Source organism: Tenacibaculum sp. TC6 (assembly GCF_050606265.1).
Lineage (GTDB): Bacteria > Bacteroidota > Bacteroidia > Flavobacteriales > Flavobacteriaceae > Polaribacter.
Genome location: NZ_JBOCUK010000004.1, coordinates 92,283 through 115,740 on the forward strand (window position 1 = coordinate 92,283; position 23,458 = coordinate 115,740).

Consider the following 23,458-nt stretch of genomic DNA (forward strand, 5'->3'; position numbering starts at 1 on the left):
TGCATGCTTTTGAGCTTGTAAAATAGAAAGTTTACTACTTTAACAATGTTTAATTATATGAAATCACTTATAAAATTTACTTCCGGTATAAAAGGAGCATTCCTTTTATTTTTTGTGTTAATGTTTTCAGGAACACAGCTATTTTCTCAAATATATGAACCTGTAAAATGGTCAACATCGGTTGAAAAAATAACGGACACTGAATTTAACTTAGTAGCCACTGCATTAATAGATTCGGAATGGCATATTTATTCTCAACATGTAGGTGAAGGAGGGCCTATTCCTACTACTTTTTTCTTTACGGAAGATGATAATTATACCCGAGTAGGAGAGGTAGTTGAAGAAAAAGGGCATACCATACAGGATGCTACGTTTAATATGGAAGTAAAATCATTTAGTGATAAAGCTAAATTTGAACAGCGAGTTAAAGTAAAAGATGCTACAGCTACCATAAAAGCATCCGTTGAATTTATGGTATGTAAAGATACCCGATGTTTACCACCAACAGAAGTAGATTTGGTATTTGATTTAACGAAGGCTAAAGTAGTTTCAAAAAAAAAAGAGGTAAGTACTAATACTCATAGTACTTCAAATAAAGGATTACTTTCTATCTTTTTTATCGCCTTTTTATCAGGTTTTGCAGCCTTGTTAACTCCGTGTGTATTTCCTATGATTCCTATGACGGTTAGTTTTTTTACTAAACAGAGTAAAAACAAATCACAAGGAATTAGAAATGCCTTAATTTATGGAATTTCAATCGTAGTTATTTATGTTGTTTTAGGAACAGTTGTTACTTGGGCTTTTGGTGCAGACTCGTTAAATGCGCTTTCAACAAACGTATGGTTTAATTTAATTTTCTTCTTACTATTAGTCGTTTTTGCCGTGTCTTTTTTAGGAGCTTTTGAACTAACGTTACCAAGTTCATGGAGTACTAAAGTTGATGCTCAGGCAGATAGAGGAGGTTTGATTGGTATCTTTTTTATGGCCTTAGCCTTAGCTATTGTATCTTTTTCATGTACCGGACCAATTGTAGGAACCTTGTTGGTAGAATCTGCTTCAAAAGGAGGTACAGCGCCAATTATTGGAATGCTTGGATTCTCAATGGCCATAGCTTTACCGTTTACACTGTTTGCTATTTTCCCGGGGTGGATGAATTCGTTACCAAAATCCGGAGGATGGTTAAACACGGTAAAAGTAGTGCTAGGGTTTTTAGAATTAGCCTTAGCGTTTAAGTTTTTATCGAATGCAGATTTAGTATTGCAGCTGCATTTATTAGAACGCGAAGTGTTTTTAGCTATCTGGATAGCTATTTTCGGAGCACTTTCATTATACTTATTCGGAAAAATACAGTTACCACATGATTCTCCTTTAACACATATTTCTGTAGGAAGATTAAGTTTAGGGTTATTATCCTTAACATTTACAGTTTATATGTTACCGGGTTTATGGGGAGCACCTTTAAATTTAATTAGCGCTTTTCCACCGGCTCAACATTATAGTGAATCACCTTATGGAGTTGGGTATAAAAAAACCGAATCTAATACTATAATGCCAAGTATTAATGTAAACATAATGGAGGAAGGTGAAGCCCACTCTAATTCATTACCAGACGGAGCGCACTTAATGCCTCCTCATAATATTTTAGCGTTTAATGATTACGATAAAGGATTAGCGTATGCCAAGAAGGTAAACAAACCTGTGTTGATCGATTTTACCGGACATGCTTGTGTAAATTGTAGAAAAATGGAGCAAAATGTTTGGGCAAAAGATAAAGTATTGGCTGTTTTAAAAAATGAAGTAGTGTTAATTTCTTTATATGTTGATGACAAACGTGCTTTGGAAGAAGACGAAGTAGTAGAATCTAAATTAAACCCGGGAAAAAAGTTACGATACATAGGGCAAAAATGGAGTGAATTACAAACCATAAAGTACAAAACAAACTCTCAACCTTATTACGTATTAATGGGAACCAATGAAGAGAATTTAATAGCCCCGGTTGCATATACACCGGATGTTGATGAATATTATAACTGGTTAAAAGAAGGAATAGGAGCATTTAAATAATCTTAGTTTGATTATTTTTGAGTGCAGACTGGTTAAGACTAGATTTTTTGTTTAGCTCATTAACTCTAATTGGTTTTCAAAGGAATTCGTGAACCTCCAAAGCCGGTTTCTTTTTCATCAATAGAAAAAGAAAGATAACTAAAAAATGAGTGACAAGCATTTTAGAGATTTCTCCCTAAGGTCGAAATGACGTCAAAGCTAGTAGTTTTTCTTCCTTTAGGGCATAAAAACGACTTGATGGGACATTAATCAAATAATAAAACTCGAAATAAAATTAGTAAAAGCCTCATACGTATGAGGCTTTTTTTGATTTTTTAACCTAAGTATCTAATTGTTTTATAGAGATGAACAAATACCATAAAAACATTGTACCTTTGCAACGGCATGAGAATTAGACGACTTTCAGATTGGTTACCTACTACGAATAAGGAGGTGAAGTTAAGAGGATGGGATGAATTAGATGTAATTCTGTTTAGTGGAGATGCGTATGTAGATCACCCGGCATTTGGTCCGGCAGTGATAGGACGTATATTGGAAAGTTACGGATTGCGTGTGGCTATTGTACCACAACCAAGCGTACATGATAATTTACAGGATTTTACCAAGTTAGGTACCCCTCGATTATTTTTTGCGGTTACCGCAGGGTGTATGGACTCTATGGTAAGTAATTACACCGCGAGTAAACGTAAAAGAGATAAAGATGCCTATACGCCTAACGGAGATATAGGGTTTAGACCTGATTATGCAACTTCTGTATATACTAAAATATTAAAAGAAAAATTCCCTGATGTTCCTGTATTAATCGGAGGTATTGAAGCTTCTTTACGCCGTGTTACCCATTACGATTATTGGTCGGATAAATTAATGCCTTCTATTTTGGAGAGTTCCGGTGCTGATATGCTAGTGTATGGAATGGGAGAGCAGCCGTTAAGAGAATTGGTTGAATTATTACAAAAAGGAGTTCCTTTTGATAATTTAAAAACAATTAAACAAACTGCTGTTTTACTGGATAGAGGTGAAAAAGTACCTAAAAATAAAAATTGGGAAGATGTTGAAATCGCTTCTCATGAAGTTTGTTTAAAAGATAAAAAGGCGTATGCCTCTAATTTTAAAGTAATAGAGCAGGAGTCTAATAAATTATATGCTCGTAGGATTTTTCAGAAGATAGGAGATAAAAACCTGATGATTAATCCACCTTATCCAACCATGACGGAAAAGGAAATTGATGCTTCGTTTGATTTGCCCTACACAAGAATGCCGCATCCTAAGTATCATAAGAGAGGGCCAATTCCGGCCTATGAAATGATAAAATTCTCTGTAAATATTCATAGAGGATGTTTCGGAGGATGTAGTTTCTGTACCATTTCTGCTCACCAAGGTAAGTTTATAGCCAGTAGAAGTCAGGAATCTGTTTTGAAGGAAGTAGATGAGCTAACTCAAATGGAGGATTTTAAAGGGTATTTATCTGATATCGGAGGGCCTTCAGCCAATATGTATCAAATGAAAGGAAAGGTACAAGCTATCTGTGATAAGTGTGTAGCGCCTTCTTGTATTTCTCCGGTTATTTGTAGTAATTTAGATACGTCACATAAACCACTAACAGAATTATATCAGGCGGTAGATAAACATCCGAAGATTAAAAAATCATTCATAGGAAGTGGAATTCGCTATGACATGTTAGTGCCTGAATTTAACAAAAACGCAGATCCGAAAGAATTAGATGCCTATACAGAGGAAGTAATTTCTAAACATGTATCCGGGCGTTTGAAAGTAGCCCCTGAACATACATCGGACCCGGTACTTAAATTAATGAGAAAACCATCGTTTACGTATTTTCATAAATTTAAAGAGCGATTTGATCGAATTAATAAGCGTAAAAACTTAAACCTACAGTTAATTCCTTACTTCATATCAAGTCATCCGGCTTGTGAACCTGAGGATATGGCAAATTTGGCAGCAGAAACGAAAGATATGGGCTTTCAATTAGAGCAGGTACAAGATTTTACACCTACTCCAATGACTGTAGCTACCGTTATTTATTATAGCGGATATCATCCTTATACGTTAAAAGAAATAAAAACGCCAAAAACAAAAGAAGAAAAGTTAGATCAGCATAAATTCTTTTTCTGGTATAAAAAAGAAAACAAACAGTGGATAAAAGATACGTTAACAAAAGTAGGCCGTGCTGATTTGTTAAAAAAATTATTGCCAACTGATACTTCATGGCGAAAAAATAAACCACAAAAAACAAAGAATACTTTTGATGATGCAGTAACTTTTAAAACAGCATCTAAAGAGCCAAGAAATAAATCGAGAAAATTTAAGAAGAAGAGAAGATAGAGGATGAATACAGATATTGTATAATTAAGCCTGCTAACTCTTTAGATGTTTTAGGAGTGATTTAGTATTCAATACATTTTGTATTAAGAATTTAATTGTGTATTTCTTAGTCTGTTTTGTAAGAAAATTATAAAGTAGAATAGAAGATATTTCGTTATGAATACTGAATTATTACCTTAAATTTGATACAATATATTAAAACAGTATGATACCTATGAAATTATACCTCTCTATTATTGCATGTTTATGTTGGTGTGTAACCATATTTGCTCAAGAAAATGATGGTATAGGAAACATCGATGCGCAAAGACCTACACTTACAGAATCGTATTCTATTATTTTGCCAAATATGTTGCAATTTGAAAACGGTTTAGATTTTATAAATAATAAAGCAGTCTATAATACATTTTTACGTGGTTCCGTAACTGATAAGATAGAATTAAGAGCTTCTACAGATTATAGTAATCTGAGTACTGTTGGAGCAAAATTTGTTGTCATGAATCCTGAAAAAACTTCGCTAGGTATTGGAACTTCATTTATTTACAGTAGAAATTTGATAGATAACACCAATGATTTCAGATTAGCAATGTCTAAGAGTTTTTCAAATTTTTTTGTTACCTATAACTTAGGTCATGCTGCCAATTTTTATACTATTTTTTTAGTAGGAACTTCCATAACTGAAAAAGTTAACGGTTTTATCGAATATTATTATGACTCATTTATGAATAGAGTTCATAGCGGTATTACTTGGATTGCACATAAAGATATTCAATTAGATGTTAATGGTGGTTGGATAGGAACAGATGTTTGGTACGCCGGGTTAGGAGTTTCTTTTAGGTTGAGGTAATTATTTTTAGAATCAAGTGGTCTCAAAGAAAATGGGTGTACGACAAATTTCTGCTTTAAAAAAAGGACCGTCACTGCGAAGCAAACACTTTTGCTGTGGTAGCTTCTTTTTATTAAGAGATTATTTCAGTCGTTACTACTCCTTCGAAATGGCCGAAAGGAAATTTGTCGTACACCCGTTTTAAACTTGTTTATCTAAGAGTTTCGTATTTAAAAGATGTTAATTATAATTGAATTAAAGTCTAACTCTTTCTCTAATCTCACTCAGTTTTTCATCAGCTAGTAATTTCCCATCTCTGAAAACTTCTCGCAATTCACCTTGCTGTTCTTCTTCCCAAGTTACTTGATCGTATAAAGTATATTCACCATTTTCGAGAGTTATTTTCAATAAACCTTTAGCTGATTTCTTTGTACCATCATCGGTAATAGGGTCTTTAAAAATTTCACGTCCTTCTCCATCAACTTCGCCATAGGTAGCTTTCATAGCAAAACCAAACGTATCACGAGTGTTGTATTGGTAAGTAAAAGAACCAATTCCTAAAACCACATTGGTAGAAGCGAATCCCTTTTGTTTTAAGCGTTCACAAATTTGAGTAGCTCTTTCAATGGTAATGCTATCGCCATAAATAGCTCCAATATGAGCGTCTAATTCTTTGTAGCCTTTATTATTGGTATTACCGCCAAATGTTTCCCAAAGTAATTGAATTACCCCTTTTTGTTCTACCGCTGTTTTACCGTTAGGATTTCCGCAAATGATGTCTACAGGATCACCACTGTCAGGTCTGATAACTACTTTACCATCTCTAGCAAGTACTTCTTCTTTTAAGTTAGGTAAATATTCAGTAAGTACTTTCCATAAATCCCAAGTATCAGAAACAATAGAAACAATTCCTTTAGGATAAACTTCCGTAATTAAACGTTTAAACGTTTCTTGCTCTTCGGTATTGGTACCCATACACATTACAGAATGTTCAGTGGCTGCCACAGAACCGCCAATCAATTCGTTATCAGAATCTGCATTGTAATACTTTTCTAAAAAGTCAATAGCAGGAATGGTGTCAGTACCGGTAAAACTTAACAAATGACCGGCAGCACTTAATTCAGCAGCTTCTAAACCAGCCATTCCTCTCATAGAAAAATCGTGTCCTTGCCAATCTACAAATTCAGGGGTAGAAGAAGTTTCCGTAGCGTAGCTATCTAATACTTTTCTGTATTGCTTGGCAATGGTTGCAGAATTACAAGGTAACCACACGGTGGTAGATAATAACGTTTCAAAATAATTAGTTAACCAAAAAAACTCAGGTAAGGTGTTATACATGGTAAACATAGGTACTCTTACAGGTACTTCCACACCTTCCGGTAATGCTTTAAAAACCATCGGAACAAAGCCTAAATCATGTAAGGCTTCAATATGTTGAATGCCTACTTGGTTTTCGCCTAAATAATTATTAATTCTTCGGCTGTATTGTTTACAAACCTCTTCTTTCTTTTTGTTGAAGAAATTAGTTTGAAATTCCTCCATAATATATTTTTTAATGAAGTATTGCAATCCGAAGAACACCACTTTTTCAATGCCGTTAATTCTACTTTTTCTTGGCGTCCAGTTTGAATATACTAAGGTAGTTTGGTTAGGATACTGTCTTCTATGGTCTACTTTGTAACCGTCTGTATATAATAATGGATTCATAGGTAAATAATTTAATTTGTGTCAAAAATACGCAAACTAAAATACATACACAACATTTTAATGGTTTATATGCTTCAAAAGAATTAAGAAGTATAAATATACTGGCTAAATAATGTAGAGATGTCTTTTATATATTTTTTACCTTCTACATTTTCAATCATATATGTAGGAATGCTGTTAAGTCCTTGGGTAGCTGCTTTTATTCTGGTTGTAATAGATGCAATTGAGTCAACATCACCACCTATTAAAATTGATTTTTTAAGAGCATCAAACGCGGTAGTACTATGTTTTAGGATGTACAAAACGCAGCCTGTAGTGTATTTTGAATCTGAAGGCATTCCTTTGATACCAGACAGAAAATATGGACTTTTGATAGGCTGGACTCCACATAAAGTCGTATAGTCTTTTTCGGTTAACATTTCATAAGAGCCAACTTGGTCAACGAGCTTAAGATAATTTTGATACTCCTCGTTTAGATTAACTTTTTCAAAGCAATAGTTAATAACATTGTTTTTATCTCCTTTGAGTACAACCAGATATTCGGTAGCTCTGGCAATACACTGGCTTGAGATAATAGCATTAATATTGGGATGGGTAGCATTGGCATTGATTGCCGAATATTGATTAATTAAATCGGGGTTAATAAGACCTAAAGGTACTGATCTCATTGCGGGCGCATTACCGGGATTGGTTCTGTTTTTTTGAAAACTTCTAATTTCTTCTATATTCATTTTTCCTGAATAGTACCAACTCATAGAACCATGTCCGTTTCTTCCATATCCTTTTTCTAATTTGCCTTTTTCATATTCTTCACTCCATTTTTCTATTAATAAATCTTCGTTGAATTCTTTTTTTGAAAGGAGAGCTTTTATGAGTCCGATAGTCATTTCAGTATCATCTGTATATTGCCATTCATGGTAACTATCTGTAAAAAGGTATAGTTTTTCAGGAGGAACTTTGATTTTATCTCTTACATTAATAAAATTTGAAAAATCTACATTTTTTTGAATCCATTCTCTATCCTGAAACTCCAATCCGGCTCCATAGGCATCTCCAATAGCTATGCCTAATAATAAGTTGTATATATCCATTTTAAGCATAGTTAGTATTTATTCTTTTTTTAGTTTATCTCTAACTTCCATTAGGGCATAGCCTAATAAATTATGTCCTCTCCATAAATTAGGATTCAAAGCCTTTTCATTAGATTGCCCCATGCCAATTCCCCAAATACGATCTCTCGGACTTGCTTCCACAATAATTCGATCGTTAGTGTTCAATAAAAAAGTTTTTAACTCCGGATTTTGAGAAAACTTGGCATAATTAGCTTTTACTACAATATCAAATTTGTGTTGATCCCAAATATCCGGAGCAAAGTTTTTAACCTTTCTACCCAACTTTTTGGCATCATGCGGGTGTGATACTTGTAAAATTTCTTGCAGTACTTCATGATCATTAAACACATGTGCCTTACTTACCATCATATAATGTTCAGCCGTAGGGTAGGTAATTCCGTCTATTTCAAAAGAAGCTTCCCACCATTGGCTAAAACAGCTTTTGCCAATGCTACCATCTTTGTTGGGTTGATGTCCCCAAAAGAAAAGAAATTTTAAAGATTCGTTATTGTTATAGCGTTCGGTTATGAGTTTGTTATTGTATTTCATAGTCGTGTTATTAAATAATTATATTGCAATTTTATTTTTTCGAAACAATTATAAATTGGTATTATTAATTTCTACCTCGCTCATTCGGATATAAACTTTTAACTCTATTGCTTTGCCAAAATTCTTTGGTGTCAACATCCATAATGGTTAAGGATCCTGTAAAAGCGGCTCCGGTATCTATATTCCAAACATTAATTGCATTCATCGGTTCCAAACAATTATACTTAGTGGTGGGGGTATGACCAATATAAATTTCTGAGTAATGTGTTAATCTTTCAGGATATAATTTTGAATCCTTTTCAATCCTTTGGTTCATGGTTAATGCCATTTCCCATAAGGTTCTGTCAAAATGATAGTTTAGTTTGAAAGTTTCTTTCTCTACTCCGTGCATAGACGTAAAACCGGCATGGATAAATAACCGATTTTTTGTGTCAATATAATACAGTTTCATTTGTTGGAAAAAAGCTACATGCTCTTGTTTTTGGACATCGGAAAAAGATTCATAGCTTTTTCTGGTTGCTTCCCCGCCATGAGCTAACCAAATCGGATCTCCTTCACCCGTTTTTAACCAATCTTCACACCAGATGTCATGATTCCCCTTAATAAAAATACAAGGTTGTTTTTTAGCCAACTCAATAAGGAACTGAATTACCTGTGCAGACTCACTCCATCCGTCAACATAATCTCCTAAAAAGATAAGAGTATCTTCCGGACTGATGTTTGCTTTTTTTAAAACTTGCGGAATGGCTTTTAAACCTCCGTGTATATCTCCAATGACAAATGTTTTCATTTTTATAATTCTTTAAACTCAATAAATTCAGCAGGAACGTTGTCTGTTAGCCAAACGCCATTTTCCGAAAGATAAAATAAGTGCCCTTGCTGGTGCATATCACCGGAACGTACGGTTAAAATAATAGGAACTCCACGGCGACTGCCTACTTTTATAGCCGTTTCTTTGTTAGCACTTAAATGAACATGTTGTCTGCTCATTTTTTTTAAACCTTCTTTACGGATGGCTTGCATAAACTTAGCTACTGTTCCGTGAAAAAGAAAGTCAGGCGGGGTGGTTACCGGAAGTTCTATGTGAACGTTTTGAAGCGAATGCCCTTGACTGGCTCTTATTTTTGTTTTAGCATCGTTAAAAGCAAAACGTTGTTTATCATTTGTTTTTACCACAAAGTCTAAAGTTTCTTTGGTAAAAGAAACTCCGTGTTTTTTTGATTTTTCTATGAGTTCTTCTATGGAAGCCCATCCGTTGGCATCTAATACCAACCCAATTTTTTCAGGCTGATGTCTTAAAATAAGACTTAAAAATTTACTGATTCTTTTGGTGTCTTTTTCATTCATTGCTTAATAATTTTTTATAAATCGTATAGTTTTCATCATCAAAACAAACAAAGATTACTTCCTCTAAAATAGGGTTGCTTTTTACTGTTTTAATGGCAATTTCAGCAGCTACTTGCTTAGGAAAGCGATAAATTCCGGTGCTAATGTTTGGAAATGCAATGGATTTCAATCCATTTTCTTTAGCAAGTAGCATACTGTTTTGATAACAGTTGGCTAATAATTCTTTTTCTTTTTCATTTTTTTTCCCAATTTGGTATACAGGGCCAACTGTATGTATTACTTTTTTGGCGGGTAAATTTCCGGCGGTGGTTATAACTGCTTGTCCTATTTTGCATGAGCCTTGTTTGCTTCTAATTTGTTGACAAGCATCTAAAATAGCTGAACCACCGGCTCTGTGTATGGCACCGTCAACCCCGCTACCACCTAATAAACTTGAATTGGCAGCATTTACAATTGCATCAGCATGAATTGTTGTAATATCTCCTTTTATGAGGTTAATTATCATGAGCTGCTAATTTTAATTTTCTGTTTACTTCATCATTGGATGACGTATATGGTTTTTCATCTGGAATCATTAAAAGGTGCAATTGTTTGTTTAAAACGTGTTGGTGTTGTTCTTTTACAAAATTGGAGATATCTTCTATTTCCAGAATATCCTCTGTTGCATATTGAATAATTTCTTGGTTTCTGATTCCTAATTGAATAGCGCGTCTTTCTAACTTATTTCCATGTGGGTCGTGATCCGGATCCCATTGTAAACGGATAGAAGAGTTTTTAACATCTTCTTGCCAGGCATCCCAGTTTTCGTAAACGTCTTTTTGAAAACTGGAATACACGGCTTGATTTAAGTAACGTTCAAAAGCCGATCTTTTTAAATGTATGGCTAAAACAACTTCTTGCCCTTCTTTTGTTCCCCATCCGTTCCTATACATCATCCATAAAAAGTTAGGTTTTATCCAAGTCATTCTAGTGTATTTAAAAGGACCTCCAAAATATTGGTTGTTCATAGCAAAATTCCCAATAGCCGGACGATATGATTGGTAAACAATCACTTTTTCTTCATCATATTGCGCCATGATGTGTTGCCCTTTCTCGGGCCATTTTTTTAATTGTTCTTTATATAGCGTTGTTTTTAGTTTCATTTTTTTAATAATTTTTCTAAAGGTATTTGCACACAGTGCACATTCTCAATAGTTTTAAAACTATCGGTGGTAAAAATTTTGGTGAACTGTTTTGCTAATTCTTCAAATCCTTTGTTAAAGATTCCATGACTTACTGCTAAGTATAAATTTCCGGCATTTTTAGCTTTTAACTCTTTTGCTAGTCCTAGAAAAGTACCGCCTCCATCGCAAATATCATCTACTAATAAGCAGTCTTTTCCTTGTAAATCATCAGCATATACTTTAAAACCTGTTAACTGTCCGGTTTTTACATTTCTACTTTTTGAGCATTCAACTACTTCATATTTTTGTAGGTAACTTGCTACTTTATAGATCTTTTTCAAAGCGCCACCATCCGGAGATATTAACACTACATCTTCAGAAATTTGTAGAGTAACTTTTTCAATGAATGTATGGTTGTCTATTACTTTACAGTTATTTAAAAGAGCGGGAGTTACCTCAGAATGCGGATCAAAAACAGTTACCGATGCATACTGTTGTGCATTTATCAAATCTGCATATACTTTTACAGATAAGGGTTCTCCTGATACCATTAATCTGTCTTGACGAGCAGCCGGAAAATAAGGTAGCACTACCTGTAGTTTTTGTACTCCCATATTTTTAAGTGCATTGGTAGCTAATAGTAACATACCCATATTATTAAATGATTGAATGCGATGCGTAATAATCACTTCATTGATGTTTTGTAAATCTGAAGTGATTTTTATATGAGGTTCGCCTCCTGAAAAAGTAAAAGAAGTAAATTCAATTATATTTTCTGTGCCGTATGGAGCGAATTGAGGATCTAAATTTAAAATCATATTGCGTAATTTTAACGCAAAAATAAGAAAGATTTATAGATGTGAAAAGTTTTTTGTGTTTTTTTTACGCAAACTTTATTTCGAAGTGAAATCCGCTTTCTTCCAGCTCTTTATATTTTTGAGCATTAAATTTAAAAAGCTTGGCAGGTCTACCACTGGAAGGTTGGTGAATTTTATCGGTTTCAATGAGAATATCAAAGCTTAGAATTTTTTTTCTAAAGTTTCTGCGGTCAATTTTTTGATTTAAAATGGTTTGGTATAAATTTTCTAAATCAGAAAAAGGAAATTCTTTATTTAATAGTTCAAAACCGATAGGTTGGTAGTTTATCTTGTTTTGTAGCCTCTTTAATCCGGTATCTAAAATAGTGGCGTGATCAAATGCCAGTTTGGGAAGTTTGTGAATAGAAAACCATTGTACTTCATCAGCATCTGTATCCGCATTAATTTTAAAATGATTAGGACTTACTAAACCAAAATACGTAACAGAAACTACTCTGTTTCTAGGATCTCTTCCGGGGGCTCCAAAAGTGTACAATTGTTCCAGATAATCAATGGTTACTCCGGTTTCTTCTTGTAACTCTCTTTGTACAGCATCTTCCAAAGATTCATTTTCCAAAACCAATCCGCCGGGCAGTGCCCAGGTACCTTTAAAAGGTTCAATTCCTCTTTTTATTAATAAAACAGAAAGCTCTTTTTGTTCGTAACCAAAAACAACAGCATCTACAGCAACTTTTATATTTTGTGGTATCTTCATTTAGTGTTGAATTTACACAAAATTACAAAAGTTTTGATGATTTTTTAAAAAGAGTAGATGTATTAAAAAAACACTTCCAATATAAATCAGAAGTGTTGTAAGATAGGTTCCTTGAAAAGTTGGATTATTTTTTATTCCATGTTTGTAAAGCGTTTACTGCTTCATTGGTATAATCAGTAAACAATCCGTCAATGCCGGCATCAAAAAATAAATGATATTCGGCTTCCGGGTTTCCTTTACTCCATTGAGTGTTTTCATTTCTGAAGGTATATGGGTGTACTTGTAACCCGTTATCATGAGCTAGTTTAACAAAGTTAGTTGGAGGTAGTAAAAGTTTATTCCCGGTTTTATCCGTTTTATAAGAAATAATAAAAGGTTTCCACGGACCAATTCCATCTGCATAGGTAGCCGTAAATTCCATTCCTTCTTTAGTGGTGAAATATTCGTAGGTTCTTTGGTCTCCGTTTATATAAAAATCATAAGGAGCTCCGTAAGAAATAAAATCACCTTCAGGTACGTCATATTGTAGAGAGCCATCACTTTTAATATCGTAAGTTGAGATAAGCTGGATAAGTTTTACGTCAATTTTTGAGTTAAGATATTGTAAAGGTTCTACCTCAAAGCATTGTACAAATACACGAGCTTTTTTAGTGTTTAAATGATATTCATTTAACGCTTTTACTAGCTGATCTTCCATAAAGTGAGCGCCAAAAACAGTATTGTGAAAATAAGGATGCTTAATTTCCGGATATATACCTATAGGGGTTGAGGTTTTAGCGTATTTTTTGGCTAGTTCCATAACTTCTTTAAAAGTAGGAATCTCAAATTGGCTATCAAAATTGGTAGGTCTTCCTTTGTAGGCTTGTTTAGCTCTCAGCTTTTTTATTTGAGCTAGCGTAAAATCAATGGCAAACCAATCGGTAACCATTTTTCCATCAATATTCTTAGTGGTCTTTAAACTAGCAAATTCAGAAAGTTCAGATACATTGGTAGTACCTGAAAGCATAGGTTCGTGTCTTACAATTAAATGTCCGTCTTTAGTTAACACCAAATCAGGCTCAATGTAGTCAGCTTTCATTTCAATTGCTTTTTGATAACCTTCTATCGTGTGTTCCGGTAGGATAGATTGTGCTCCTCTGTGTGCTATTATCAGAGGTTTTTTAGAAGGTTCGCTTATTTCATTTTCGTTACAAGAAAAGAATAGGAGGATAGTTCCTAGGGTTAGGAAACCAGATACTAATTGTTTCATGAGGGTTTATTTTTATGAATACAAAAAAATGAAACCAACATAAGGATATTGTAAAGAGAATTTTATTTAATTACAAACCTTGCAATCTTCTTTATCTTGAATTTCACCAACCAGCTTTCCTTCTTCATTTAATACAAAACCGCAACAATCTATAAATCCTTTAGCTATAAGTTTACGTGCTCTTTGTATTTGAGATTTAGTAGTAGGTAAACTTTGATTGAGTTGATGAGCAACTTCGTGTTGTTTTAATCCTTTAATATCGGCTAAAAATAAAGGAGTTCGATATTTTTTTGGGAGACTTTGTAAAATGCCTCGCAGGCAATCTTGTTCAGTATGTGTAGAGGTTTCTATATAGGTTTCAGTTACAATATTGGCTATTTCAAAAGTTTGATTTTTACTATTAAAGTAGTCTGTTATGGAGTTGCGAGCTATACTAAAAATCCAAGGCTTGAGTTTAGAGATATCTTTTAACGTATGAAGTTTTGTGTGAATTTTTATAAAAGAATCTTGTAAAATATCTTCAGTAATTCCTTGGTCTTTTACTTTACTTAAAATAAAAAACTTTACATCTTTAGCATACTGAGCCCAAACTTCTTTTGTAGTCATGTTATAAATTTAATTAAAAAGTCATTCTGAATGCAATTAGTTTAATGGTTTTTATTGCATTCAGAATGAGGGTAGGTTGTGAAATTGAAATTTTATACGTTACTCATTGGTTAATTAGAAAATCATTTTAAATTATATGATTAACAGTTACAATGCGTGCAAGTACAATTATCACAAGTACAGTTTTTACAATCTCCGGTGGCACATCCGTCACAACCGCAAGTACATTGGTTTTTATAATTCATGAGTGTTTATTTTTAAGTTCATATAGTAGACAGAAATAGTTTTAAAAAGATGCATTTACAGTAAAAAATATTTTTGCAATTCTTTTCTAACAGGAAGTTTTTTAATTGCTGAAATATTTGTACCTCCGGTATTTCCTGTAGGAACCCAAATTAACGTAAGGAGAAGAGAAGCAATTATTCTAAAAAATTGACCTGTAATTTCTTTATTATTATTGGTTTTGAGTCCGTAAATGAGCATCCAATAATGAGCTAAAGTATGTCTGTATACATGTTTTTGACCAAGAATGTGGGCGTTTTCAAAATGATAAAAAGGCACTTTAAAGCGGTTGCTTTTAAGTGCCTTTTTGCCTAATAGTAATTGTTTGTAAAATTCTTGTTTACGTTTTGTTGTCATACATTGTTTAAGTAATAGACAACATTTTTGTAAGAAAGATGCATTAATGAACTTTTTCTCCATTTACATAAGTAGCAAGTACTTTTGTATTTGGAATTTCTTTACCTGCTATTTTCATAATATCTTTGTCTAACATAATAAAATCGGCTACTTTTCCAACTTCAATACTTCCTTTTTCATTTTCTTCAAAATTGGCATAGGCATTCCAAATGGTCATTCCTTTTAAGGCATTTTCCCTAGATAATGCATTTTCCATTTGATAGCCATTATCCGGATATCCTTTTAAATCCTTTCGAATTGTTGCTGCATAAAAAGTGTATAAAGGACTTACATCTTCAATAGGAAAATCAGTACCTAAAGCTACTTTTCCGTATTGTTTTAATAAATCATTGTAAGCATAAGCTCCTTTAATTCTTTCAGAACCAACACGATCTTCAGCCCAGTACATATCAGAAGTTGCATGGGTAGGTTGAATAGAAGGTAGTACATTTTTAAACAAATCAAAATCATTGATATCTACAATTTGTGCATGTTCAATACGCCAACGTCTGTCTTTTTTATCTTTTAGTACGTTATTATAGGTTTTCAGCATGATGTAATTAGCAGAATCTCCAATAGCATGTGTGTTCATTTGGTATTTAGAATTAGCAATTCTTTCTGCCAGTTTTTGTAAATTTTCATAGGAATTAACCAACGCTCCAAAATGCCCTTTTTGATCGGAATATTCATCTTTTAAAGCAGCTCCTCTTGAGCCTAAAGCACCATCTGCATACACTTTTACGGAACGAACATTTAAACGATTGGTTTTAATAATTCCTTTGTTAAGGTAATAATCAAGGTTTTTGGGGTTGTTAGAAATCATAGCATAGATACGCATTTTTAAATTACCGGATTGTTGTAAACTATCTATTAATTCAATAACTTGTTTGTCTAATCCGGCATCATCAACAGTAGTTAAACCTAAATCAAAACAAATTTTCTCGGCATCTTTTAATGCTTGAATTTGTTCCTTTTTTGTAGGTTGAGGTACATTGATAAAATTCATAGCATTATCAATAAGCACTCCTGTCAGTTTTCCGTCTTTCTTGATAAATTCGCCTCCCTCAATTTTTGAGTCCGATGTTATTCCTGCTAAATCTATAGCTGCTTGGTTTACTAACATCGCATGTCCATCAATTCTTCTAATAGCCACAGGTGTATGAGGAAAGATACTATCTAATTTTTCTTTGGTAGGAAATTCTTTGAGCTCCCAATCATTTTGATCCCAACCTCTACCGGTAATAAAAGTGGTGTTTTTTTCTTTTTGAAAATCAACTAAGCGTTGTAGTACTTCTTCATAACTTTGTGTACCTACTAAATTTACTTTTTGTTGTTGTAAACCTAAACCATAAAAATGGCAATGTGCATCAATAAAACCGGGATATATAGGAGCATTTTTTGCATCAATAATTTGGGTACTTGTATAGTTGTTTGTTATTTCTTCCGTGCTTCCTACTGCCACAAATTTTCCGTCTTTTATAGCAAAACTTTCAGCTACATTAAAGTTAGAATTTACGGTGTAGGTTTGTGCATTGGTTACTATTAAATCTACTTTTTGAGTTTGCTTGCATGAAATACTTAGTAAAACAATAAATAGCAGGAGGATTGATTTTTTCATTTATATAAACTTTGGTTATGTGTTTTTGCTACTTTACAACACTTGATAAAAAATGCTGAATTGACTGCATTTTTTATTCAGATGACTAATTTATGGAATTTCCCTTTGGTGTAGGAGAATAGTTGTCATTTAGTTGAGAGCGTATCTAACAAAAATATTTAAAATTTGTATTTCTAGGTAATTATGATTGGAAATAATATGATAAAGCTATCTTTTGTTTGAATGTTTAGTTTTATTCTGAGCATTATATACATGAAATGCGATATGGAGCATTGGAATATTTTGTGTCAACTTATTTCAGGACGGGACATAGAGTATAAAAAAAGGAAAACCATTGGTTTTCCTTTATACTATGTAATAGGTAAAAAAATTATTTATTAACAGCTTGTAGTGCAGCATTAAATGCAGGGTCTACATAGGTGCTTGTTAATTGATCAACTTCTTCTTGTGTAGGGATAACTTTTACATCAGGAGTAACTCCAATAGATTCAATAATTTTTCCATCGCTATTCTTAAAAGCCATTAATGGCATATAAAAACTTAAGTACCCATTATTTAATCTATTACCTCCGTTAAAAGTATCTTGACCTCCTAAGCCGGCAGTACCACCATAACTATTATCTCCAACAATAGTAACATGGTTTCCTTGTGATTTAATCATCATGGTACTAATTTCGGCCATACTTACTGAATTCCCATCAATTAAAATAGCAGTAGGAACATTTTGTTTAAGAGCTAATTTATGAGGTTTAGTTTCTACAGGAACCCATGGGCTATAGTTAAATCTACCGTTACCTTCTTTTGTTCTTTGGTATCCCCAAACTTTTTGTTGAGTTACAAATCTTTCTGTAAAAATACGTGCATCAAACACATATCCTCCTCCGTTTCCTCTAAAATCTAAAACTATTTTTTTAGCTGTACCATCTGTAATTTTATTATATAATTTGTCATAAAGGTCAAAAGGTAAGCTTAAGCTTAATGATGTTAACATTCTGTCAAACTCAGTATCTACAGGGATGAAGCCAAACAAAAGTCTTGTTGAAATAAAACCAGAAAGTTTTTTATATCTGGTTATACGTTGGTTATAAATTCCATATAATACATTTATAGCTTCTTTTTGTTCTTGAGTAGTGCTTGGATTTGTAAAATATGCTAGGCTTAATGATCTGATATTATTATAGTTTGTGTTAAAATCAGTTTTTTCTGTAGCAACAAAATTGGCTAATGGAGAAAAGCTATTTTTAAGATCTTCTGTCAATTCAGTATTTTGAAACTTAGTAAATCCTGCTTCATAATTTTTATACTCAGTAGTTTTTATGGTGTTAGAAATTAGTGTTTTAAACTGATTTAGATTCGATTTCATTAAGGTTTCAATTTCAGTTCCTTTAGCGTTATCAAGCTTTTTTAAATTATCAAAAAATGATTGATTTATTCCGTCAGCTGAACTTATGTCAGATAATATTGGGAACTGCTCATCTAAAATAGAGTTAGGATAAACCTCAAATCCACTTAATTGAATGTATAACGTTTCTGGATTATCTTTTAAGAAACCAGCTAAAATAGGTCCCTGTTTTATAATACTAGAAGGAATTAGTTTTTGGCTACTCATAACGCTAGCTACATCAGCCTGACTAACTACAGGGTTACTTCTTTGTTGCCCAAAATTAAGAAACCCATCCTCTTCGGTATATTTATATTCCATTCTACTATTAAAAGCTTCTCGAAGGGAAAATTGGCGATTTGAACCCTTAGCGCTAGGTATCGGAATAGTTACAGCAACATTAAAGTGTTGGTCTATTATATTATTAGTAACAATTTCAGCAAAATATTTAAAAGCTAAATTAGCTTCTTTTTCAGCTAAAATTGGGTCTACATTCCCTTTGTTAAATGTAGAAAGGTTTTTGAACTTAGGGTTATATTCTTTGTAAACATTATCCCAATTTTGATGTTGTTGTTCATTAAAATAATTATAATCATTATTCATGGTATCCCAAAAAGTATTGAAAAGGTCTGAATAGCTGGTTACTTCAGTTCTGTTTAATTCTGAAATTTCCATAGCCTCTTCTCTACAAGCTTGTAGTGTGTATAATGAAAATACAATTGCAAAGACTTGTACTAATTGTTTTATTTTTTTCATAAGTGGTTAGTTTTTAAAAGTTATAAGATACTCCAATACCGTAGTTAGAGGTAGTGTAATAATAGTTAGACGTTTTTCTTAGTTGGTTTTTTTGATTATCAGACAAACCATACATAAAAGAATATTCTACAAACACATTCATGTTTTTGTAAAAATTGTATTCAACTCTGGTTTCAGCTTGAAGTCCGAAATCTACACGATTAAAATGGTTTTCGTTTTTAGCAAAGTCGTATGATTCAGTTACTGTTTTTCTAGGAAATCCGTCAAAGTTTAATTCACCAAAAACTTCTACAGTACTTTCTCTATCTAAAGTATTCCACCAACCTGCGTAAGTACCCGCATAGACTTCAAAGTTAAATTTAGTGTCCTTTAATACATTGTAAAGTGGTTGTACACCTACCATAACCGGAATATTAAAGTATCTGGTTTCATAAAGCGTTGAAACTCCTTCTTGAGTTCCGGTACGTTGATATTGGTAGTTTTTGTTAAGGTATGTTAAGCCGGTTTGAATACTTATGTATTTATGAATTTTAAAATTGAATCCTGCTTTAAAGTAGTTTCCAGTTTTTCCTACATATTCAGTGTTTATTCTATTGTCTGCACTGTAGGTAATATCATTGTTATTTAATCCTCCGGAAAAACTAACTCTGAATTTTTCTTGGGCAGATAGGGAAGTTCCGATAAAGAAGGTTGTAAAAAGCAATAAGAAAGCCTGATGTTTAAAGAATAGTTTTTTTTCATTTGTTTTTTTGTTTTTCATACGTGTTAATATTATGTTATGGTTAAAAAATGATATGATTACCCTGAAAAGGATAAGTGTGAAATTTGTTTGGGGATGATGATTTTCTTAATTTTTACAGGTAAAACAACTATACACAGTGTAACCCTACTTGTTTTATAGTAAATAGTATGAAGAATAAATGAAGTTTACATTATGTTTTTGAGAAATTTGATAGGGAAGAGACGTGCTAAAAGTTTGGTATTAAATACTATGTGTAGGCTTAAGATTGCCTATTAATTCATCTAAATTTTTTTATTTTTTTTCAGAAAAATAAAATTTAAGAGAACTATTTCTTTAAGTTATTTAAAGAAAATGATATAAAAAGAATACTGAAAATAGATAAGAAAAAAGAAAGTATATCTTAGTTAATAGTAAATAAACTCACATCCATAATTTTTATATATGGAAAAGATGATTTACAGAATTTATATTATGAATGTGAGTAAATTAAAAAGGCAATATACAGTAATACAAACTGTAATGGTAATCTTATAAATGCTATTTTTTTTGAGCCAATGGCGGGTCTTTCTCTAAAAACATCCCAAATGTGAATAGGTAAAAACAAAAGCATAAGTACAAAAAACGCCATGGCGGCTTGGTGGGTTGTTTGTTTTATAAGTAACCCAATTCCAATGCTAAACTCAAGTATGCCAACTAAATAATTAACTGTTTTCTTCGGTAAAAAAGAAGGTATAAAACGATTGAAAATTTTAGGTTTTATCAAATGCATAACACCTGCAAAAGCAAGAAATAATCCAAATAAAATGCGAAGTGTTATGATTATGATAGGCATGTTGTATAAAATTTAAGGTTTTACTTTGTCGTTAGTATACAAATAGGTATCCATTAGGTAAATAATACTGGCCATAGAAGCACTTCCTAACTCCAATTCACGCTTATTAACTTTATCAAAAGTATCTGTTTCAGTGTGGTGGTAATCAAAGTAACGTTGAGAATCTGGTCTGTAGCCTACTAAAGTAACATGATCGTCTTTTAAAGGTCCAATGTCTGCACCACTTCCTCCTTTTATTAAATCGTGTAAGCCATAAGGAGCTAACAATTTTCTCCAACTTTGTACTAAGTGTACATTTTTTTCATTAGCATCTACAGAAAAACCTCTTGGAGTGTGTCCGCCGGCATCAGATTCTAAAGCACCAATATGTACTTCACCGTTTTCTTTAGCTAAACGGTTGTACTCTGTGGCTCCGCGTAATCCATTTTCTTCATTCATAAAAAACACGACTCGAATGGTATTTTTTGGTTTTATTCCGTTTTGTTTAAATAAATAAGCTACTTCTAGTGATTGTACAATTCCTGTTCCGTCATCATGAGCCCCGTCACCTAAATCCCAAGAATCTAAATGCCCGCCTACAACCATAATTTTATCAGGGTTTTCACTACCTTTTAGTTCTCCAACTACATTAAAAGAAGGAGCATCCGGTAAGGTTTCACAACTTTGTTTAAAATAGAATTTTAAATTCGGATTTTCTTTTAAATGTTTACTTAGGTTTTCCGCTGCTCGTGAGCTTATAGCTGCAGCAGGAATATGTTGGTTTTCAGGTAAATCTTTATAGCTCATAGATCCTGTATGCGGATAATCGTTAATACCATTAGTCATTGAACGCACAATAACTCCTACAGCTCCAAACTTTCCTACAGTTGCTGCACCGGCAAAACGTTGTCCTACACAACCACCGTAAGCTTCAAAGGTGTGAATGAGTGTATTATCAAAAGCACCATTGTAAAAAACAATTTTACCTTTGGCTTTGTCTCCTAACTCTTGGGCTTCTTTTAAACTTTTTACCTCAATTACCTCAGCCGTTATACCATTGGCAGGAGTGGCAATAGAAAATCCTAAAGCACAAATAGGCACGTTAATTTTTTCTCCGTTAAAAGTATAATTAGCTTCTTCTTTTTCACCACGTACCCAGTGAGGTACCATAATAGGTTGTAACCAAACAGAGTCTAAACCTACTTCTTTCATTACTTTTTCTCCCCATACTACAGCTTGCTCAGCTTGTTTTGAACCGGAAAGTCTACCTCCTATAGAGGTTAAATCTCGTAACCATTCATACGATTTACCTTCTGTAAGAGCTGTATTAAATAAGTGTTTTATATGAGTTGAATCTTTTTTTTCTTCAATAGAAAGCTCGTTTGAGTTTGCTTGGGTGGTTTCAGTTTTTTTTTCTGTTTTACATGAGAATGTAAGGGCAGAAACCGTTGCCAATGTAAGTATAGTTAGTTTTTTCATGTATTTATATAGTTAATAGCTTATAAAACTACATAAAAATATGATTTTAAAAAGTTAAAAGTGTTGAAGGAATGTATTTTATTGAAGAGAACTATATATAATCTAACAAGAATCTACTATGAGTAGAAAAAATAAACCATTTAATTAAGGTGTACTAATTTAGTGGTTATATGTTTTTTTCATAAAGGTTATAAGTAGATAAGGATAATTCTTTTTTACCTACTTTTTGAAATCCTAAATTTTCATAGTAACTACAAAGTTTCGGGTTTTTTGAGTCGGCATCAAGCCTTAAATATTTACAATTGTCGTTTTTTGCATTATTTTCTATTTCTTGAAGTATTTTAGTTCCAATGCCTTTTCCGTTATATGCTTCTCTAACTACTAATGAATGGATGTATTTTGCCTTTTCATTTTGTTCACCCCAGTATAATAAGTCTTCATTTAAAATTCTTACCATTCCTAAATTTTCTTGGTGAGAGTTTTCAACAAAAAAGAATTCATGATTTAGGATACCTTCTTCAACCCATGTTATTTTTTCTTGAGGCGGGTTTTTCCAGTACTGCCAATGATTAATATTCATTTTATTGATTTTTTCGGCAGTTTCTTTAAATAGGGCAAGAACTTCATTTTTATCTTTGATTTCTATTTGCTTAAATACAATTTTCATTAGTTAGTGTTTGGGTTTAAATGGTGTTAAGAGTTTGATTAAAGATAAGAAGTATTTTATATGTTTTCTTTATTGATTTTTATGTCTTTTTTGATAAAGAAAAATCATGGTATTTCAAGGTTAAAATTGAACGTGAATATGATCGTCATGACGTACTGCTTTACAGCCTTGAAATCGAATTTTGTTTGAATTTAAGCCTAATCTTTTTTTTAAATGAGGTTCTATAAAAACTTTTTTTGTAGTTGGATTTTTAGTGATTTGTTTTAACAAAAATTGATTAGCTTCTTCTGAAAATATTAGGTTATCATAAGTGCCAAAGGTTAAGAATTTAGTAAAATCATATTGCCAATATCCTTTGTTTTTACAGTATGATGTAGTTTGTAGCTCTTTTTTATGAGGCGTTTCAAATACACCATAACCGGAAATAGAAGGTTTTAGATTTGTGAGTTTTCCTGAATGAGTTTGATATATAAAGCTAAGATCAATTTTTCTACCATCATTATGGCTTAAATGAGGAAGTAATGGAAAGCCATCAATAAAAGGAAAGTTTGCATCTAAATATATTAGTTGAATTGTTGGGTAGTTTTTGGTAAGAGTTTTTCCTAAGTTTTGTAAAAAGGTATTAACTTTTGGTTTAACATAGTTTCTGTTACATAATACTGTAAGAAAATGATGTGGTTTTACGTATTGATTATTGATAATTTTTTCTCTTCCTAAAATCGGAGTTAGTTTAGGAAGAATAAAAAAACAGGTAATTAGATATAAAATACTAAAAGTGCTATTTGTTTTAA

At 32.6% G+C, this 23,458-nt stretch carries 21 protein-coding genes; 3 read left to right on the plus strand and 18 right to left on the minus strand.

The genetic code is table 11. From position 1 onward, the window contains the following. Window positions 1–57: 57 nt before the first annotated feature. The 3 genes from ACQY1Q_RS03535 to ACQY1Q_RS03545 all read left to right on the plus strand — a co-directional run bounded on the left by ACQY1Q_RS03535 (window position 58) and on the right by ACQY1Q_RS03545 (window position 5,251). Window positions 58–2,064, plus strand: a complete 2,007-nt coding sequence (locus tag ACQY1Q_RS03535) for a cytochrome c biogenesis protein CcdA (RefSeq protein WP_431003908.1) — start codon at window positions 58–60, stop codon at window positions 2,062–2,064. 384 nt (window positions 2,065–2,448) lie between these two features. After that, entirely contained in the window at window positions 2,449–4,404 is a 1,956-nt protein-coding gene (locus ACQY1Q_RS03540) for a YgiQ family radical SAM protein (protein WP_431003909.1), read from the plus strand. Window positions 4,405–4,618: 214 nt separating this feature from the next. Continuing rightward, window positions 4,619–5,251 (plus strand): hypothetical protein, encoded by a 633-nt coding sequence (locus ACQY1Q_RS03545; protein ID WP_431003910.1) that lies wholly within the window; start codon window positions 4,619–4,621, stop codon window positions 5,249–5,251. 234 nt (window positions 5,252–5,485) lie between these two features. Here ACQY1Q_RS03545 and ACQY1Q_RS03550 read toward each other — a convergent pair whose 3' ends face one another. The 18 genes from ACQY1Q_RS03550 to ACQY1Q_RS03635 form a co-directional block, all read right to left on the minus strand. After that, complete coding sequence (locus ACQY1Q_RS03550) at window positions 5,486–6,937, minus strand: nicotinate phosphoribosyltransferase (protein ID WP_431003911.1); 1,452 nt, start codon at window positions 6,935–6,937, stop codon at window positions 5,486–5,488. Window positions 6,938–7,020: 83 nt separating this feature from the next. Continuing rightward, the gene (locus ACQY1Q_RS03555) at window positions 7,021–8,028 is read right to left on the minus strand and encodes an ADP-ribosylglycohydrolase family protein (RefSeq protein WP_431003912.1); all 1,008 of its coding nucleotides are present in this window, start codon (window positions 8,026–8,028) and stop codon (window positions 7,021–7,023) included. Window positions 8,029–8,046: 18 nt separating this feature from the next. Further along, window positions 8,047–8,598, minus strand: coding sequence for an NADAR family protein (locus tag ACQY1Q_RS03560; protein WP_431003913.1), 552 nt, complete (start codon window positions 8,596–8,598; stop codon window positions 8,047–8,049). Between the two features lie 64 nt (window positions 8,599–8,662). Further along, window positions 8,663–9,388 (minus strand): metallophosphoesterase family protein, encoded by a 726-nt coding sequence (locus ACQY1Q_RS03565; protein ID WP_431003914.1) that lies wholly within the window; start codon window positions 9,386–9,388, stop codon window positions 8,663–8,665. A gap of 2 nt (window positions 9,389–9,390) precedes the next feature. Next, the gene (locus tag ACQY1Q_RS03570) at window positions 9,391–9,945 is read right to left on the minus strand and encodes an RNA 2'-phosphotransferase (protein ID WP_431003915.1); all 555 of its coding nucleotides are present in this window, start codon (window positions 9,943–9,945) and stop codon (window positions 9,391–9,393) included. After that, window positions 9,938–10,450: an O-acetyl-ADP-ribose deacetylase gene (locus tag ACQY1Q_RS03575; protein WP_431003916.1), complete on the minus strand. Its 513-nt coding sequence runs from the start codon at window positions 10,448–10,450 to the stop codon at window positions 9,938–9,940. Before ACQY1Q_RS03575 ends, ACQY1Q_RS03570 begins: the two co-directional genes overlap by 8 nt. Then, entirely contained in the window at window positions 10,440–11,087 is a 648-nt protein-coding gene (locus tag ACQY1Q_RS03580) for a DUF4291 domain-containing protein (protein WP_431003917.1), read from the minus strand. The genes ACQY1Q_RS03575 and ACQY1Q_RS03580 overlap by 11 nt, the downstream gene beginning before the upstream one ends. Continuing rightward, on the minus strand, window positions 11,084–11,926 hold the full coding sequence (prs, locus tag ACQY1Q_RS03585) for a ribose-phosphate diphosphokinase (RefSeq protein WP_431003918.1): 843 nt from the start codon (window positions 11,924–11,926) through the stop codon (window positions 11,084–11,086). The genes ACQY1Q_RS03580 and prs overlap by 4 nt, the downstream gene beginning before the upstream one ends. 64 nt (window positions 11,927–11,990) lie before the next feature. Beyond that, window positions 11,991–12,680: an NUDIX hydrolase gene (locus tag ACQY1Q_RS03590; RefSeq protein ID WP_431003919.1), complete on the minus strand. Its 690-nt coding sequence runs from the start codon at window positions 12,678–12,680 to the stop codon at window positions 11,991–11,993. A 124-nt stretch (window positions 12,681–12,804) separates the two neighbouring features. Beyond that, complete coding sequence (locus ACQY1Q_RS03595) at window positions 12,805–13,929, minus strand: glycerophosphodiester phosphodiesterase (protein WP_431003920.1); 1,125 nt, start codon at window positions 13,927–13,929, stop codon at window positions 12,805–12,807. Between the two features lie 66 nt (window positions 13,930–13,995). Further along, window positions 13,996–14,535, minus strand: coding sequence for a sigma-70 family RNA polymerase sigma factor (locus ACQY1Q_RS03600; protein ID WP_431003921.1), 540 nt, complete (start codon window positions 14,533–14,535; stop codon window positions 13,996–13,998). 300 nt (window positions 14,536–14,835) lie between these two features. Continuing rightward, entirely contained in the window at window positions 14,836–15,174 is a 339-nt protein-coding gene (locus ACQY1Q_RS03605) for a DUF3703 domain-containing protein (RefSeq protein WP_431003922.1), read from the minus strand. Between the two features lie 43 nt (window positions 15,175–15,217). Continuing rightward, window positions 15,218–16,831: an amidohydrolase gene (locus ACQY1Q_RS03610; RefSeq protein ID WP_431003923.1), complete on the minus strand. Its 1,614-nt coding sequence runs from the start codon at window positions 16,829–16,831 to the stop codon at window positions 15,218–15,220. 370 nt (window positions 16,832–17,201) lie between these two features. Beyond that, complete coding sequence (locus ACQY1Q_RS03615; RefSeq protein WP_431003924.1) at window positions 17,202–18,968, minus strand: S41 family peptidase; 1,767 nt, start codon at window positions 18,966–18,968, stop codon at window positions 17,202–17,204. A 13-nt stretch (window positions 18,969–18,981) separates the two neighbouring features. Continuing rightward, the gene (locus ACQY1Q_RS03620; RefSeq protein ID WP_431003925.1) at window positions 18,982–19,728 is read right to left on the minus strand and encodes an outer membrane beta-barrel protein; all 747 of its coding nucleotides are present in this window, start codon (window positions 19,726–19,728) and stop codon (window positions 18,982–18,984) included. 451 nt (window positions 19,729–20,179) lie between these two features. Then, window positions 20,180–20,542, minus strand: coding sequence for a DoxX family protein (locus tag ACQY1Q_RS03625; RefSeq protein ID WP_431003926.1), 363 nt, complete (start codon window positions 20,540–20,542; stop codon window positions 20,180–20,182). Between the two features lie 12 nt (window positions 20,543–20,554). Beyond that, entirely contained in the window at window positions 20,555–22,000 is a 1,446-nt protein-coding gene (locus ACQY1Q_RS03630; protein ID WP_431003927.1) for a M20/M25/M40 family metallo-hydrolase, read from the minus strand. Window positions 22,001–22,166: 166 nt separating this feature from the next. Next, a complete protein-coding gene (locus tag ACQY1Q_RS03635) occupies window positions 22,167–22,667 on the minus strand; it encodes a GNAT family N-acetyltransferase (RefSeq protein ID WP_431003928.1) in 501 nt (166 codons plus the stop codon). Between the last annotated feature and the right edge of the window lie 791 nt (window positions 22,668–23,458).